General features: G+C 49.9%; 7 protein-coding genes. 5 read left to right on the top strand and 2 right to left on the bottom strand.

Annotation, left to right across the window (positions count from 1 at the left end):
* Nucleotides 1–995 precede the first annotated feature (995 nt).
* Genes D8682_RS19845 through lapD form a run of 5 tightly spaced genes read left to right on the top strand, consistent with a single transcriptional unit; the run spans nucleotide 996 to nucleotide 7,577 of the window.
* Nucleotides 996–3,191 carry a bifunctional diguanylate cyclase/phosphodiesterase gene (locus D8682_RS19845; RefSeq protein WP_121814968.1) on the top strand — a complete coding sequence of 732 codons (2,196 nt, stop codon included), beginning with the start codon at nucleotides 996–998 and terminating at the stop codon, nucleotides 3,189–3,191.
* Nucleotides 3,181–4,086 (top strand): amino acid ABC transporter substrate-binding protein, encoded by a 906-nt coding sequence (locus D8682_RS19840; protein ID WP_064543702.1) that lies wholly within the window; start codon nucleotides 3,181–3,183, stop codon nucleotides 4,084–4,086. Before D8682_RS19845 ends, D8682_RS19840 begins: the two co-directional genes overlap by 11 nt.
* 1 nt (nucleotide 4,087) lies before the next feature.
* Nucleotides 4,088–4,936, top strand: a complete 849-nt coding sequence (locus D8682_RS19835; protein ID WP_162303033.1) for an amino acid ABC transporter substrate-binding protein — start codon at nucleotides 4,088–4,090, stop codon at nucleotides 4,934–4,936.
* Nucleotides 4,937–4,952: 16 nt separating this feature from the next.
* Entirely contained in the window at nucleotides 4,953–5,630 is a 678-nt protein-coding gene (gene lapG / locus D8682_RS19830; RefSeq protein ID WP_121814966.1) for a cysteine protease LapG, read from the top strand.
* Between the two features lie 9 nt (nucleotides 5,631–5,639).
* Nucleotides 5,640–7,577 carry a cyclic di-GMP receptor LapD gene (gene lapD / locus D8682_RS19825; RefSeq protein ID WP_121814965.1) on the top strand — a complete coding sequence of 646 codons (1,938 nt, stop codon included), beginning with the start codon at nucleotides 5,640–5,642 and terminating at the stop codon, nucleotides 7,575–7,577.
* A 574-nt stretch (nucleotides 7,578–8,151) separates the two neighbouring features.
* Here the strand turns inward: lapD and D8682_RS19820 are convergent.
* Both D8682_RS19820 and D8682_RS19815 read right to left on the bottom strand, forming a co-directional pair.
* Nucleotides 8,152–8,370 (bottom strand): hypothetical protein, encoded by a 219-nt coding sequence (locus D8682_RS19820; protein ID WP_064543693.1) that lies wholly within the window; start codon nucleotides 8,368–8,370, stop codon nucleotides 8,152–8,154.
* Nucleotides 8,371–8,428: 58 nt separating this feature from the next.
* Nucleotides 8,429–16,885 (bottom strand): retention module-containing protein, encoded by an 8,457-nt coding sequence (locus tag D8682_RS19815; RefSeq protein ID WP_121814964.1) that lies wholly within the window; start codon nucleotides 16,883–16,885, stop codon nucleotides 8,429–8,431.
* Nucleotides 16,886–16,961: the final 76 nt, after the last annotated feature.

Here is a 16,961-nt window from a genome sequence, read left to right as displayed (position 1 = left end):
TATGTGATTTGGAGAATGGACAGAATATTGCAGAATACATAATCAAAAAAAAACAAATACGCTGTTAAATTAGCAAGTAATTAACAACTATAATTTTTAACTATTCTTTTTAATAATACCGAAGATGATGAATCTTAAAAATCATCGGCACACTGAAAACGTTTTGGATTGTATTCATTTTTTGTTCAGAAAAGAACAGTCATTTATAGGTAAAAATGGACATTGATTAGTACGATGATAATTAATTAACCCCAACACAAAAATAACCTAACACACTGATAATTAGTAAAATATTTATTTTAACACTAATATAAAACTGTCTTATATTGTGGATTTCAGAACAAAAACAAACAGCGACAAACGTCTTTATTTAACGCCATTGTTAAAGAGAATCAATCAACAGAACAATTAATGTTTGAAGGGTATTCTTAATGATTGACTTGACTATCAGGGTTATCTATAGTCCTGCCGCGTGTTTTGTCTTTATTTATTTTTTCAGCAGTGATGTTACACAACCGTTATTTGTTGTTGATACAACACACAACTCTATTAATAAAAAACTCACATAACAATCGGCTAATAAACGGTGGATGACGCTGCGCTTATCCACCCTACAAAATCTTAACCGTAGGTCGGATAAGCGCAGCGTCACCCGACAAAACCATAACCGTAGGTCGGATAAGCACAGCGTCACCCGACAAAACCATAACCGTAGGTCGGATAAGCACAGCGTCACCCGACAAAACCATAACCGTAGGTCGGATAAGCGCAGCGTCACCCGACAAAACCATAACCGTAGGTCGGATAAGCGCAGCGTCATCCGACAAAACCATAACCGTAGGTCGGATAAGCGCAGCGTCACCCGACAAAACCATAACCGTAGGTCGGATAAGCGCAGCGTCATCCGACAAAACCATAACCGTAGGTCGGATAAGCGCAGCGTCATCCGACAGCCCCGACAAACCCAAGTATCATTCTCAGGAAGCTGGTAATCAGTGGCTAAAAGTTTTATCTCGCTCAAAGGCGTAAAAGGTTGGCACCATTCCATTGCCGGGAAAATTACCCAGTTTTTGCTGGCGGGTATCCTTATTGCCTTTGGGGCGGGAGCCTGTGCAGGCTGGGGGCTGATTGACAGCTTCTCTTACCAGCAATGGGTACACCAGGCTGAAGCGAATGCCCAGATAATGACCTACATCGTGCGTAACGTGTATACCAATGTCGCGGTGGGGACCAGCTCTACGGGGCAAATAACCCGCATTGTTTCTGAACACAAATTGGGTGACCCCGACTCGGTAATCCAAACCGGTTACAACCCTGTCGATGTGCTGGCTCTGGCATCAGTGCAAACCCGTAACCCGACCTGGCTGTTCCTTTACACGCCTGAAAAAGGCTTCCAGGGCATCAGCAACAACTCAGAATCGCAAGACGCCAGTATCCGCTTCAAGGGACACCGCGCCACTGATGTGCTGGTTAACTACTATATTGGTTTTGCCACCATCAACGGCAAAGAGTGCTTTATCAGTGCCGTCCCTATTCTTGCGCCTTCAGGCGAAATCCTTGGCAGTTTGATCAGCAGCATTGGCAACAAAAACCAGCTTTACGCGGCTTATGACGCGATGCTCAAAAAAACGCTGGTGATTCTGGCGCTGATTTTGCTCGGCACGCTGGCCCTGGTGACGCTGTTTATGCGCCGTCTGTTCCGCCCGGTACCGCTGTTGATTAACTCTTTGACGCGCATTGCTCATGAGCAAACCGACCACATAACCCCTTACTTAGATCAGGATGACGAAATCGGCCGGTTAGCAGCAGCGATTGAAAAACTCCGTATTGCGATGGTGGAGCGTGATTACCTGCAACGCATGCAGGATATGTCGCAAAAAATGGAGTACATGGCGCACCATGATTCACTGACCGGTTTCCCGAACCGCGCTTCCTTTAGCCAGGCGTTGGATAAATGTATCCGTGAAATGAATCAGAACGGGCAGCTATTCAACCTGTTGCTGATTGATCTGGATAACTTCAAACCGGTGAACGATACCTTCGGCCACTCGGCGGGTGATGAAGTGCTGATCGGCGTGGCACAGCGTCTTTCTTTGCTGTTAGGCCCAATGGATTTTGCCGCACGCTTAGGCGGTGACGAATTTGCGATTTTGCAGAGCGTGAAAGCAGACAATTGCCAGGAAGCGGGCGCGCTATCGCAAAAAATTGTCCGCGCGTTGAGTATTCCATTCACCTACGGCACCAACACATTCGCCATTAGCTGTAGCGTCGGCATTGTTACCGCCCCCGATCAGGGCAACAGCGCGACCACGCTGATGATTAACGCCGACCTCGCCTTGTATGCCTCAAAGCATAGTGGCCGTGGCTGCTACCACTTCTTTGAAGATGGCATGATGATGAAGCACACCAATAGCGTGTTTGTGAATCAGGAAATAATCAACGGTATTGATAACAATGAGTTTGTGCTGCACTACCAGCCGATTATCGATCTGGAAAATGAAACCGTTTGTGGCTACGAATCGCTGATCCGCTGGAACCATCCGACCAAGGGGATGATTTACCCGGACTACTTTATTAATATCGCCGAAGAGTCCGGTTTAATTATCCGTCTTGGCGAATGGATTATTCGCCAGTCCTGTATGGCGGCGGCTAAGTGGCCAGAATCCACCAAAGTGGCGGTTAACATTTCGGCGTATCAATTACATGGCCCAGGCTTAATCGATATTATTATTGATGCCCTAAAACAGAGCGGCCTGGCGGCTAATCGCCTGGAAATTGAAGTCACTGAGTCAGAAAAACTCGATCAGTCGATTGCCCTGCCGGTATTTAAGAAAATCCGTGAGATGGGTATTTCCATTGCGATGGATGATTTAGGCACCGGATATGCGGCGCTGGATTACCTGCTTATTTATCCGTTTACGCGTATTAAAATTGCCCGCACGCTGATTATGAAACTCGAGAAAGAGAGTGCCAGCCAATATCTGGTGGTGATGCTGATTCAGTTTGCGCAAAAATATGGCATGAGCGTGACGGCAGAAGGGGTGGAAACCGAGCAACAACGGACTATTTTGCGGCGTATTTCTTGCCAGAATGTGCAGGGCTACTATTACAGCCGACCGTTACCAGAAAAAGATCTGCAACCGACTTTTGGTAACCGAGTCATCGATGGGGAAATTTGCAATGCAGTCTAAGTCTTTGCTTTGCCATTTCTTTCTCGGGCTGCTGCTGCTGAGTAGCCCGTTGTGTCGGGCGCACAACCTGCATAGCAAGAAAACGCTCGAAAAAATAACCGAAACCAACACCATCTCGCTCGGCTACCAGGATGACGCCTTCCCCTTTTCCTATGTCGAAAACAAACAGCCAGCAGGCTATTCCATCGAGATTTGTAATAAAGTCGTTGAGGCGATTAAAACTAAACTGAAATTAAAAGATCTGAAAGTTCGCTGGATAAAAAGCAGCACCGCCTCACAGTTTGTGTTAATCAAAAACCATGCCACCGATATTATGTGTATTCCGGCTTTTTACTCTGAGGCGCGCCACCAGAAAGCTGAGTTTTCCATCCCTTACTTCTTCTCCAGCACCCGCTTTATTACACGTAAAAATAACCACACCGACACCATCGAAGATTTAGCCGGGCATAGCATTCTGGTCAAAAGTGGCACTATCTATGTTGAGCAATTGCATAATATAAACAGAACCAACGATCTCAACTTAAATATTGAACTGGATAACAATAACCGCGCCGCCTTTGAAGAAGTGCAAAGCGGTGAATTACCGGCGCTGGTTTCCAGTTCAGCGATCCTGAAAGGCATGCTGGCACTTTCCCCGGAGCCGGACTCATTAGAAATATCTGATGAAACGTTAAGCCCGCCGATCCCCGCAGGTTTATTACTGCCGCTCGATGACAATGAATTCAAAAGCTTCCTCGATGAAACGTTGCTGTCATTGATTACCAGTAAGGATTTTACCGCACTCTATCAGCGCTGGTTCCTGTCACCGATCCCGCCGAAAGCCATAAATCTTAATATTCCGATGTCGGCCGATCTCAAAGCACTGACCACAACAACGGCTAAGTATGTGTACTAATATGAAAAAGACATTTTCCAGCAAGCTTAAATTGTTGTTCCGAACGGTTTCGTGGTTGCCATTAATGTGTGTTCCCCATTATCTGGCAGCCGCCCCCACTTCCGTCACTCTTGAACATATCAAAGCAAGCCACATCATTAATATCGGCTATCGCCAGCTGGAGCCTTTTTCGTTTCGGGATAATAGCGGCGAAGTATCCGGCTACACCATTTCACTGTGTAATAAAGTCGCTGATGAAATAAAACATTCGCTGGGGCTGAAAAAGCTCGACATTCATTATATTCCCACATTGTTTACCGAGCGTGTTTCAGCACTTAACTCCAGTAAAATAGATTTTGATTGCAGTGTGAATACCGATGCACCTGAAAGACAAAAGAGTGTGTCGTTTTCCATTGATTATTACACGGCCAATATGCGTATTGTTTCGCTACGCCAAAACAATATTCAGACGCTTAATGACTTAAAAGGCCATACCGTTAGCGTGCCACGGGGCTCTAAAGATCTGTTAGAGTTGAATCGGGTAAATCGTGAGAAACATCTTAGTCTGTCGATTATTACCTCAGATACGATGGCCGATGCTTTCGATATGGTGGCGCAGAAGCGCACGGCAGCAGTCGTGCTGGATGATATCCTGGCTTATCCATTCATCAACCAAAGCGAGAAGCCTGAAGCATTCACGGTTTCGCATGAGATTGTCGGTGAAAAGATGAAATACGCCATCATGATGCGCAAAGAAGATCCGCTGTTTGTGGCGTTTGTTGACAAAACGCTGGAGCACATTTTCGATTCACCACTGAATACTCAGTTGACCAATAAGTGGTTGACGCAAAAAGTGGTGTTAAAAAATTAAGCCTGGGAAATGGTGGATGTCGCTTACGCTAATCCACCCTACGAAAATATTCATCGCGGTGTTGTTGATATTTGCGGGCAGCACGTTACGTGCCGCCTGGGATTTCACCACCATTCAACAGCGCGCGGATAACCTCTATGGCCCCGCCAGCCCTGAGGGTGGAAAACGTATTGATGCCTGGCAGCAATTGCTTATGCAGCAACGCAATAAAAGTGAGTCTGAACAATTAACCGCGGTGAATCTCTTTTTTAACCAAAAGCTGCATTACCGCGAAGATAGCGATATCTGGAATAATATTGATTATTGGGCCACGCCGATAGAATCGCTGCGAAAAGGGGAAGCAGATTGCGAAGATTATGCAATCGCTAAATATTTCACATTACGCCAGTTAGGTGTTTCAGGCGAAAAACCACGGATTACTTACGTTAAAGCCATCCGTCTTAATCGCGCGCATATGGTATTAACCTGGTATGAAACACCTAATGCGATCCCTGTGGTTTTAGACAGTTTGACGAATAATATTTTACCCGCAACACAACGTGCAGATTTATTACCGGTTTACTCTTTTAATGATAGCGGACTGTGGTTACCTGGCAGTCAAAATAATAAACGTGTCGGGGATAGTAAACACCTTTCTCGCTGGCAAGATGTATTGAAAAAAATGCGCGAAGAAGGATTCCCGATTGATGAATAGGATAAGCCTGTGTCACTTTTCAAACAGCTTCTGATAGCTATCTTTGTTTTTATGCTGATTATTTTCAGCGGCAGTTTTGTGGTTAATCTCGAAAGTTCGCGGGATCAATATACTAATCAGTTGCTGTCTCATGCTCAGGATGCCGCCACCGCATTAGGCCTGTCGCTGACCCCGCATGTTGACGATCCGGCGATGATTGAGCTGATGGTCAGTTCGATTTTTGATAGCGGCTACTACAATACGATTCGCATTGTTGACCAGAGCAACGGCAAAACCATTCTGGAGCGCAGCACGTCTACGTCTATCCCGGATGTGCCGCACTGGTTTGTCGGCCTGGTCGATGTGAAACCACAAGCGGGTGAAGCGACGATTATGCGCGGCTGGCAACAGGCGGCGCGCGTCGAAGTGGTCAGCAATCCGGTGTTTGCCATCAAACGTTTATGGGACAGCACGCTGGCGAATTTGCTGTGGATGCTGGCGTGTTGCGCCGTGTGTATTCTGGCAGGTGCCATGCTGTTGCGCCGCCAGTTACGCCCACTCAATTATATGGTGGAACAATCACAAGCGATTACCCGCCGCGAATATCTGACACAGCTCGATTTGCCGAAAACCCCAGAGCTGCGCCGTGTCGTCGAAGCGATGAACCTGATGGTCACCAAGCTTAAATCGCTGTTTGAGGATCAAGCTGAACACAGCGAACGTCTGCACAATGAAGCCTATCTCGACAGCCAAACCGGTGTTGCCAACCGCCGCGCCTTCGACCTGCAAATGCAGTCGCGTTTGAGCGATGAAGAGACCGCGCCGGGCTATTTGCTGCTACTGCGTATTCAGGATCTCAGTGGCCTGAACCAGCGTTTTGGCGGCCCGCATACTGATAATTTGCTGAAGCATGTCGCCGATATGATGAGCGTGGTGAAAAGCCAGCACGCCAAGGCGGATAGTATTCTGGCGCGTATCCGTGGCGGCGAATTCGCGCTGCTGTGCCCGGGCGTGACGCACGCCGAGATGCTGAATTTGCAGCATGCCCTCACCCAGCAGCTTTCGGCATTTTATGCCACCGGCATGTCGGACATTAACCCGGTGGCGCATACCGGAATGGTGCCTTTTAATTCCGGCGATACGCCGCAGTCGCTGTTCGTGCAGGCTGACCGCGTATTAATCGAAGCCGAAACGCGCACCACACACCAGACAAACGATGTGCCCGCCATCGACAATGCCGCGACAGAAGATCAGCATTTGTGGTTTACCCGTCTTGATAATGCGCTGAGCCAACGGCAGTTCCAGTTATTCTTCCAGCCGGTAGTGGACTGTAAAAATCCGAAGAAAGTGATTCATTACAAAGTGTTGTCACGTATGGTGGATGAAGACGGCAATAGCATTACTGCCGGGCGTTTCCTGCCGTGGGTGCATCGTTTTGGCTGGAGCCATCGTCTTGATCAGGTGATGCTGGCGCTGACGTTGAAGCAGCTGAAAAGTTACCCGGGTTCGCTGGCGCTGAGTTTGTCGGGGCATTCGCTGGCCAATGAAGCCACGATTAAGCAGTTGCTGAACCCGTTGAAGGTCAATTCCGCATTAGCCAACCGGTTAATTCTGGAACTCGACGAAAACCAGTTGCCGGAGCCTGCGCAGATGGAAGTGTTTGTGAAGTCGCTGAATCAGTTTGGTTGTGGGCTGGGTTTGCAACACTTCGGTAGCCGCTTCGATATGATTGGCCATTTCTCGCAGTGGGGGCTGGCGTATCTGAAAATCGATTCCAGCTATATTCGCCATATTGATATTGAGAGCGATAAGCGCTTGTTTATTGATGTGTTGCACAGTGCCACCAACAATATCGATTTGCCGTTAATTGCCGAGCGTGTAGAAACCGCAGGCGAGTTGCGCGTGTTGCAAGAGGTGGGGATTTACGGCGCGATGGGCCAGTTGTTGGGGGAGCCTGCGCCGTTTTAATTTGGGTAAATGCCCTCACCCCGGCCCTCTCCCACAGGAGAGGGAGAAGACCGTCTTATCTCCTGGCTCGCAGGCTGTCTCTTAGTCACATCTCGCTCTGGCAATCTTGTCAGGGCGAGATCTGTTAGCCTCGCAGGTTTTCCGTTCACCCGTGCGTTCAGTTATCTCTTTAATTCCTGCAAACGGTGAACGTATCAAGGTGTTAACGCCAACCCCTTGATAATCCAGGCGCCCGGCAAATCAATCGCCGCTAAAGCGGTAAACACCGTTTTTTACCCAACATTTGGGGTCGTTCGCGATTCGTTCCCGACGATCGCTCTCTCACGTGGCTCCCGGCCACGTGACCCCGACTGAAGGGTAAAAAACTGTGCGACTGAAGCCGGGAACAAGGTCAAAACCGGCCTGGTTTTTGACTTTGACCTTGAATTTCTGGTCCGGCTTAAATCGCCTGGTGAACGGAACCTTCTCCGAATTGGCAGGAACTGTTCTTCAAAGTTGTGACTAAGAGATAGCGCCCGCACCGTTCAATCCCCTCTCCCTCAGGGAGAGGGTTAGGGTGAGGGTGGTTTAATCACTAGAAAATTCCGTTATCGTCGCTATTCAATAAATCTTCCAGCCCACCTAACCCCTGGCGCGCCTGCGCACGGTTCATCAACTTCACCTGCGCCATCTCTGGCAAATCGGTAATGGTGATCACCCCTTTCTGAATCAACAGAAAAATCAGGTCATCCAGAACACGTACCATTTCCAGGTCGCTTTTTTGCAGTAGTTCACGATGCTGAACGTCATTCATTTTTAATACCTTAAATTGCCGGTGATTTCACCGCCCGGTGAAGGGCGGTGACTATCAATTAGTGAGTAATATGCTCAGGTTTTGCGATGAGGTGATCCAGCGAGTAGTGCGATGAGCCATGTGAATCCTGCCCCATATCCCCCACGCTATGCACCGGATGCGTTGGGTTTGCCGCATCGCCTTTGCCACCATGAGGTTCAGCGCCGCCTTTAATCAGCTGCGCAATGTCGCTCACTTCGTGCAGTTCATGAGCCAGCGAGCTGAGATCGTGTTTACTGTCGTGGCGGTCATCTTTTCCGGTAAAGACTTTAGGATCTTGCCCGCCTTGCAGGCCTTTACCGTCTGGATGCAGCGCAAAGGTAAGCGGTTCGTGGCTGTCATCAAACAGGTTGCTTAAACCATGATCATGCGCCGCCGCGTGATGGGCTTTGTCTGCAACGTCCGTTCGCTGGTCGCCGGAGTGGCGCGGTGGCTCTACCGTGACATCCACCGTCTGGTAGATTGGGGTTTGGTTGCCGCTGGCATCGTGCGCCGTCACCACGACCGTCACGTTGTTATGCCCGGCCGCAAACTCCGAGGTATGCACCGGAAGGTCATACTTCATTTCACCGTTTTCTAAGTAAATGTTGGTGTGGTGCGGCTTGCCGTTGATCATTGCCGTCACCTGGTCGCCATCCTGCACTTCACCGGTGATGTGGCCGGTAATATGGGTGAAGGTGTGACGGGCTTCGCGATCGCCATCAATGTGGTTATCACCGGTGACTTTATCTAGGGCGATCACCGCGTCGGCGTGGGTGTCGAGCTCAATATGGTGAGTATCAGTCGAGGTCGCCACGTTACCAGGCTTATCTTGCCCGGTGAGCGTGACATCAATCTTGTTATCCCCCTCTTTTAAGAGGTGGTTATCCACCGGAATTTCAAAGGTTTTCAGGCCATCATGCAGGGTATACACGCCTGGCAGGCGTGTGCCATTAAGCGTTAACGTCACGGTGTCGCCGTTCTGCGCATCGCCCGTGATTGTGCCTGTGACCAGGGTGGTAGGGTTGCTATGCTCCGCAGCATTCACCTTGTCGTCACCGGCAAGAGTGTCGATATGGATGCTGTTGGCCGCTTGCTGGTCGATGGTGATGTCGTTGGTTTTGACGACCGTTAAGGTATTGCCGACGTCATCTTCACCAGTCACTCGGTAGGTAATCGTCTGATCGGCAAGCAGCTCAGAGGTAGCCACATCCAGTTTGAAGATGAACCCACCATGCCCGTCACTGTGCAGCGCTGCTGGCAGTTCGTGGCCATTAACGGTAAGAATAACTTTGTCATTCTCTTTCACATCACCAGTGACTTTGCCGCTAATTTCCGTGGTGGCTTTGCCACTTTCGACAAGGTTAAGGATGTTATCTTGCGTGACGTTATCGAAGGTCAGCGTCACCACGGCGTGGTCGTCAATGCTGACCGCTTTGCTTGCACTCTGGCTAAAGTCATTACCGGCGTCGTCTTTGCCGGATACCGTCACCGTGATATCCGGGTGGTTTTGTAACTCCACTTTTAAATCGTCAGTTTTGACATCCAGCGAGTAGCCCAACTGCCCGTTCATATTCGGCAGTTCGATCACTTTAGTGTCATACGGGATGCCATTAAGTATCACCGTCACTTTGTCATCCACTGCGGCATCCCCACCGACAGTGCCGCTGATCCCGGTAAATTCTGCGCCCAGATCTTTGGCGCTGAGGATATTGTCACCAGAAACGGTATTAATGGTGAGGGTCGCGGCAGCAGCGAGGTCGGTTGAATAATGCTGTGTGGCGTGACCGACAGTGATGTTGTGAGCATCATCATGGCCGGTCACTTGCGCTGTGATGGTGTCGCCTTTCTTCAAATCATCAGTTAAGACATCAAGCGAATATTTCAGGTTGTCATCAATCTCAACGTCTTTATATTCCACGCCATTCACGTTCAACGTGACATGCTCATGCGGCTTCACATCGCCGGAAACATAGCCGCTGATGGTGGTTTTTGGCTGCTGGGTTTCAGCCAGGTTGAGGATGTTATCGTCAGTGACCATGTCGATAAAGATATTGGCTGAAACGTCCGTATCCACGGTGATGGTTTTATCGTCGCTCACCGTCAAAGTGTTGCCCTGGTCATCATGCGCGGTGACGCTAACGGAGACATGCGGGTCCTGGCGCAGATCGGCAATGCTGACTTTCTGGTTGAATCTCAACTCCCCGTTACTGTCGGTATGCACCTGGGTGGTCACCTGGTGACCGTTAATCATCAGCGTCACATTGCTGCCGTCATGGATGCCATCACCTTTGACGGTACCGGTGACGGTAGTCACCCCATTTTGGGCTTCGACAATGTTGATAATGTCGTCGCCCGCAATGGTGTCGAGGTGGATTTCGGCCGTCACATCGGTATCAACCTGCACAGTTTTATGTGCATCCACTTTCATCGTCTTACCGTCTTCATTGTGCGCGTTGACGCTAACCGAAATATCCGGGTGATCCATCAAATATTGGGTATCGACTGCAATCTCATAGCCCAATTCACCAGGCAAATTAGGGCGTTCTTTAATCTCAACCTCAATATTTTGCGTGCCAATATGCAGCATGACGTGATCGCCAGGCTGCACATCGCCACTGACGGTGCCACGGATCACCGTTTTACCTGCCTCAGATTCGATTTGGTTGACAACATCGTTACCAGCAATCGGGCTGATGGTGATTTCCGCATGAGGTTTATCGTGATGCTCCGGCGTGTTATCCGGCGGCGTGGTATTGCCATTATTGTTAACGAAAGCAGGAAGATGCGCCTGGATATGATCAACTGCCGTCGTCGTGTTGCCGAACTTATCGGTGCTGGTGACTTCGATCTGGATATCTGGATGAGCGTAGACAATGGATGGAGAAACCGCATAGTTAAACCCTAAACCACCGCCCTTGAGTTTGATCACTTCGGTGTCAAAGGTCTTATCACCAATGGTTATCAGAACATGGTCATGCTCCTGCACATCCAGGCCTGTGACACGCCCCGCCACGTAATAATGGTCAGGTCCGTTTTCGTTATCACCATCGGCTCTATCGTCCGTAATGTGGACATCGGCACGCGTATCAACCACCACATCGTGGTCGGCTTCAGCCAGCACGGTGTTACCCACCTCATCGTAGCCGGTGACCGAGGCATGTATTGTCGGGTTCTCTTTAGAAATCAGATCATCGGTGCTGACTTCAATGCTGTAACCGAGGCCCTTAGTCCCGAGATCGATAACATCGCCGTAGTAGTGCACCCCGTTAACATCCAGAGTGACCTGATCCCCCAGATGAACGTCACCCGTCACCTGACCGGTGATGGTGGTGTGCGGCTGGTGCGCTTCGGCATTATTAATCACATCGTCGTCAGTCACCTTGTCAATGGTAATGGTGGCAACTGCCTGGTCATCGTGTTTGACGTCGTGATCGGCATGTACCGTGATGGTGTTTCCGGCGTTGTCCACGGTGCTGACGAAGGCTTCGATATGCCCGTCGGCCACCAAACCGGAGGTTTTCACCTCAACGGAATAACCGAGGCCGCCATTGAGATACTTCTGCGGTTCAACTTTGACGGTGTATTCATGGCCATTGACGAAAACATGTACCACATCGCCTTGATGGACTTCGCCACCCACGCTGCCGTAAACGGTAGTGGTCGGGTATTTTTGATCCAGTTGGTTAAGAGTATCGTCGCCAGAAACCGTGTTGATGGTCAGCGAAGCATCGGCATGATCGTCGATATTTATTGGCCGATATGCGGTGGCAGTAGCGACGTTGTGTGCATCATCTTCCACCGTGATGCTGGCGTGAATATTCGGGTCCTGATGAAGATCGGTAGTTTCTACCAGGATGTGGTAAACCATGTCGCCATTAGCATCCTGCTCAACTTTTCCTGGGTAATCATGGCCGTTGATCTTCAATACCACTTCGTCGCCCGGCTTCATTTCACCGCTCAGCGAGCCGCTCACCAGCGTGTAGTGATGGTTGAGCTCTTCACCATTTAAGGTGTCATCTCCCGAAACCTTATCAATGGTGATCACCGCTTCAACTTTGGTATCAACCTCCACTGTCCTGTCCGCCTGCGCGGTAGCCACGTTATTGGCGTTATCAGTGGCGGTGACAGAAGCGGTAAAGTGCGGATCAACCATCAGGTCGTGGGTGCTGACCTCTTTGGTCCACACCAGATTGCCATTGCCGTCTTTGGTCACTTTCGCCGTCAGCTCATTGCCGTTAATCACCAGGTGGACATAATCCCCTTCTTTAACATCGCCGCCGACGGTGCCGGATACCGTGGTGAATTCGTGAGTTGATTCATCAGCGTTGATCTTATCGTCGCCGGCTACCGGATCGATGTTAATCGTCGCTTCCGCTTGCAGATCAATATCGACCTGGTAGGTCACGTCGATGTGATTTTCGTTACCGGCAGCATCGTGCGCCACCACATGAACCGTTGGGTAAGGGTCGGCCAGCAGATCTTTGGTGACCACATCCAGGCTGTAGCCCAACGCCCCGTTTTGATGGGGCCGCTGGATGACCGTGGTTTCATAGCTGATGTTATTGACGGTGATGAAGACTTTATCGCCAACATTAATTTCGCCGGTAATGGTGCCCGTGATGTGTGTGTGCTGCTGTTTTGATTCGAGGTGGTTAATAACGTTATCGCCGGTCACCAGATCAATGGTCGCATTGCCTACGGCGTGGTTATCAATATGGACGGTGTGAGTGGTGGTTTTGGTGACTTCGTTATCCAAAATGTCGTGGGAGGTGATCGTGGCTTTAAAGGTCACATCGGTATCAATCTTGCCGTAATTATCACTGAACGAGCCGCTATCAACTTCAATACGGAAGCCAATTTTTCCGTTATCCAGAGCAATGACTTTGCCTGGATAGGGAATGCCATGAACCTCAATAACAATCTTATCACCGACTGCGGCATCGCCATCCACCCAACCCGTGATCATCACTTTGGGCTGCGCCAGTTCGTCGTGATTAAGCACGTTATCAACCGTCACTTTATCAATATGAATGCTGGCTGCCGCTTTAGTGTCGACCGCAATATCGTGCGTGTGCGTGGTGGTGACATAGTTGTCGAGCGCATCGTGGCTGGTGACAGACACTTCCACATTGACGAGCCCATCATGAAGCGTGCCCGCAGGCAGCGGAACTTCGTAATACAGATGGCCGCCAGCGTCGGTTTTCACCTCACCTGAATATTCCACACCTGCTACCCGCACCACGACCGGATCGCCATCTTTGGCATCCACGCCGGTGACGTCGCCGCGAATAATGACAGGCTGTTGAGATTCCGCTTTGCTAACCCAGTCTTCGCCCGCCACGGTATCGATGGTGAAATCGTTTACCGCAAAGTTATCAATATGCAGTGTGTGCGTGGTGGTAACGACAATTTCGTTATGCGCAAGATCATGGGAAGTAATTGTCGCTTTGAACGTGAGGTTTTCATCGATCTTGCCGTTATTATCAGCGAACTGCGCCGACGGTACGGCAATATGGTAGCTCAGGTCATTTTCGAGGTAGCCGGTGAATTTCATACCGTTAACTTCAATGACCACTTCATCTCCCGGCTTCGCATCGCCACCGCCAACGCCACTGATGATGTGCTCTTTCTCATCCAGTTCAGCGTGGTTGAGGATATTGTCTGCGGTGACATCGTCAATGGTCAGCGTGGCGTTGGCGTGGTTATCAATATAAACCGTGTGATCGGTGGTCTGAATGGTCACGTTGCCCGCGGCATCGTGGGAGGTCACTTTGGCGTGCACATTGACGCTGTCGTCCACTTCACCTTTGTTATTGCTGAAAATTCGCGAATCAACCGGAATGCGGTAACCCAATGTACCATTGCCGATATCAAACACTTCCCCGGTAAAAGGATTGCCATTAATGTCAATATCAACGCGATCGTTAACCGCCGCATCACCATCCACCACACCGTGCACCCACCACTTCGGCGCGCTCAGTTCATTGTGGTTGAGGATGTTATCGTCAGTCAGATCCTCAATGGTGATGGTGGCATTGGCGTGGTTGTCGATCTGAACTTTATATTCCGTGGTTTCCACCACTTCGTTACCCGCCGCATCGTGTGCTTTGACGCTGGCAATCACTTTGACAAAGCCGTCCACTTCACCTTTGTTATCGCTGAATACGCGCGGGTTGACCGGGATGTTATAGCCCAGTTGATCATTGCCGATGGCAATCACTTCGCCACGGAAATGCGTGCCGTTAATCACCAGATCAACCACATCACCTTCACGGGCATCACCGCCGACCACGCCATGAATAAACTGGGTTTTCGCTGCCAGCTCATCATGATTGAGGATGTTATCTTTAGTGACCGCGTCAATGGTGATGGTGGCGTTAGCGTGGTTATCAATATAAACCGTGTGTTCGGTGGTCTGAATGGTCACGTTACCCACATCATCGTGGGATTTAATGGTGGCATGGACTTTAACTTTGCTGTCGATTTCCCCCTGATTACGGCTAAACGCCGCAGAGTCGACTTCAATGTTATAGCCTAATTCCCCATTACCGAAATCCACCACGGTGCCGGTGAAATGGTTGCCGCGAATATCAAGGTCGACCACATCTCCCACTCGCGCATCGCCGCCGACATTGCCGTGAACAAACTGTTTCGCCGCATTCAGTTCATCGTGATTAAGCACGTTGTCTTTCGTGACATCATCAATAGTGATCGTGGCGTTAGCGTGGTTGTCGATTTGAACTTTATGTTGTGTTTTTTCAATCACTTCGTTATCAACGGCGTCGTGCGAAATAACGCTAACGCTGACTTTCACAGAGCCGTCCACTTCACCCTTGTTATTGCTAAAGTCGTGTGGCTCGACCGCTATCTGGTAACCGAGTTGATTCGGGCTGATGTAGATGACTTTTCCGCTGTAATGCTTACCGTTAATTTCCAGATCAATGGCATCACCTTCGCGGGCATCGCCCCCGACGGTGCCGTGAACCCACTGCTTTGCGGCGTCCAGTTCACTGTGATTAAGAACGTTGTCTTTGGTGACACTATCAATGGTGACGGTGGCTTCAGCCTGGGTGTCGAGCACCAGGTTCTTGTGTTCGATTGCCGTGGCTTCGTTACCCGCCGCATCATGGCTGGTTACCTGTACCTGAATGTCGTTATTGCCTTCTTGCAACAGACTGCTCGGTACCGGGATTTCATAGCGCAACTGGCCGTTATCGTTGACCACCACGCCGTGGAAATCTCGGCCACCGACGGTCACCGTTACCGGGTCGCCTGCTTGCGCATCACCGCCCACAACACCGGTCACCATCGTCGGCATACGCGATTCGTTGCGGTTGACGATGTCATCGTTGGCAATGGTTTCGATAGTAATCGAATTATGAATATCGAAATCGAGATCAACATGGTGATCGCTCGACGCCTGAGTGGTGTTTCCGGCTTCATCAGTTGAGGTGACGGTGGCGTGAATATTTGGGTCAGTCAGCAAGTCTGGGGTTAATACGTCGATGCGATAACCCAGTGCGCCATTCCCGAGGTCGATAACCACGTCGCTATATTCGTGGCCATTCACCAACAGGGTAATTTTATCGCCTGGTTTGGCATCCCCGCCGACGGTGCCGTGAACGGAGGTTTTCGCTTCATGGGATTCAGCGATATTAATCACGTTATCAGCGGTAACATCATCAATGGTGATGGTGTCGTGCAGGTCGACGGTATCAATCAGCGCATCGGTAGTGCTTTGCGCGGTGCGACCGGAGATATCCGTAGCCGTGGCGATAACGTTAATTTCGCCTTCCGCAAGAGCGGTTAAATCGGGGTCCGCCGTCCAGTGCCCGTCTTTAACATCCACCTCAAACGTCAATGTGTTTTTTTGGCTATCAGTGAAAGTCAGCGTGACATGTTTCTGGTTACTGGTGCCGCTAATGTGGGCGTGGTTTATTTCATTTTTGTTAACGTAACCGTCGTTGCCCGCGAATTCGTCGATGTGAACCTGCGGAGGTAGAACCGGAGGTGAGCCAGCGTTTAAGCCGCCTTCAGGTAAGTTATGTTCCCAGGTCGGCGCGCCCAGCCCCTGAGTATTAAAACCGGCTGTTGGATCAACAACCTGCGCGGTTAAATCTAATTGCACCAGAGTATGGCCGCCACCACCGCCTTCAATTTGCACGGGCGCTTGGTTACCCGCGGCGGTCGCTTCTAATGATTGTGTTGGGTCAGCACCGTCGGCAATAGCTTTTTGCAGGGCGGCGACATCTTGCGTGTCATGTGCGGCGCTGCTTACCGCATTCAGGCCATGCTCTGTCCAGTGGCTATTACGCCCGAGATCCAACGTTTTACCATCCGGTAAAGCGACGCTAACCGCCCCGCTGGCACCCGTGACAATTTCCTCACCACTGTAGATTCTGTCACCTTCTTTCAAGAGACGCTGTGAGCCATCGGCTTCGATGACATAAACCTGACCAATGACTGCTTTGATTACACCGAGTAAATTGCTCACCGTACCCTCTCGAATTATTTTGGATTTTATTAGTATTGTTTTTCGATAATTTAAATAATTAATAACATTATTCTTT

This window comes from Buttiauxella sp. 3AFRM03 (assembly GCF_003675305.1).
GTDB classification, from domain to species: domain Bacteria; phylum Pseudomonadota; class Gammaproteobacteria; order Enterobacterales; family Enterobacteriaceae; genus Buttiauxella; species Buttiauxella ferragutiae.
Note: the sequence above shows the minus strand (reverse complement) of the source record. Positions and strands in the feature narration are given on the sequence as shown.

Excerpts from the sequence above, each read along its gene's own strand:
- D8682_RS19840 (WP_064543702.1), top strand. The coding sequence starts at position 3,181 with ATGCAGTCTAAGTCTTTGCTTTGCCATTTCTTTCTCGGGCTGCTGCTG.
- D8682_RS19835 (WP_162303033.1), top strand. The coding sequence starts at position 4,088 with ATGAAAAAGACATTTTCCAGCAAGCTTAAATTGTTGTTCCGAACGGTT.
- lapG (WP_121814966.1), top strand. The coding sequence starts at position 4,953 with ATGTCGCTTACGCTAATCCACCCTACGAAAATATTCATCGCGGTGTTG.
- D8682_RS19820 (WP_064543693.1), bottom strand. The coding sequence starts at position 8,370 with ATGAATGACGTTCAGCATCGTGAACTACTGCAAAAAAGCGACCTGGAA.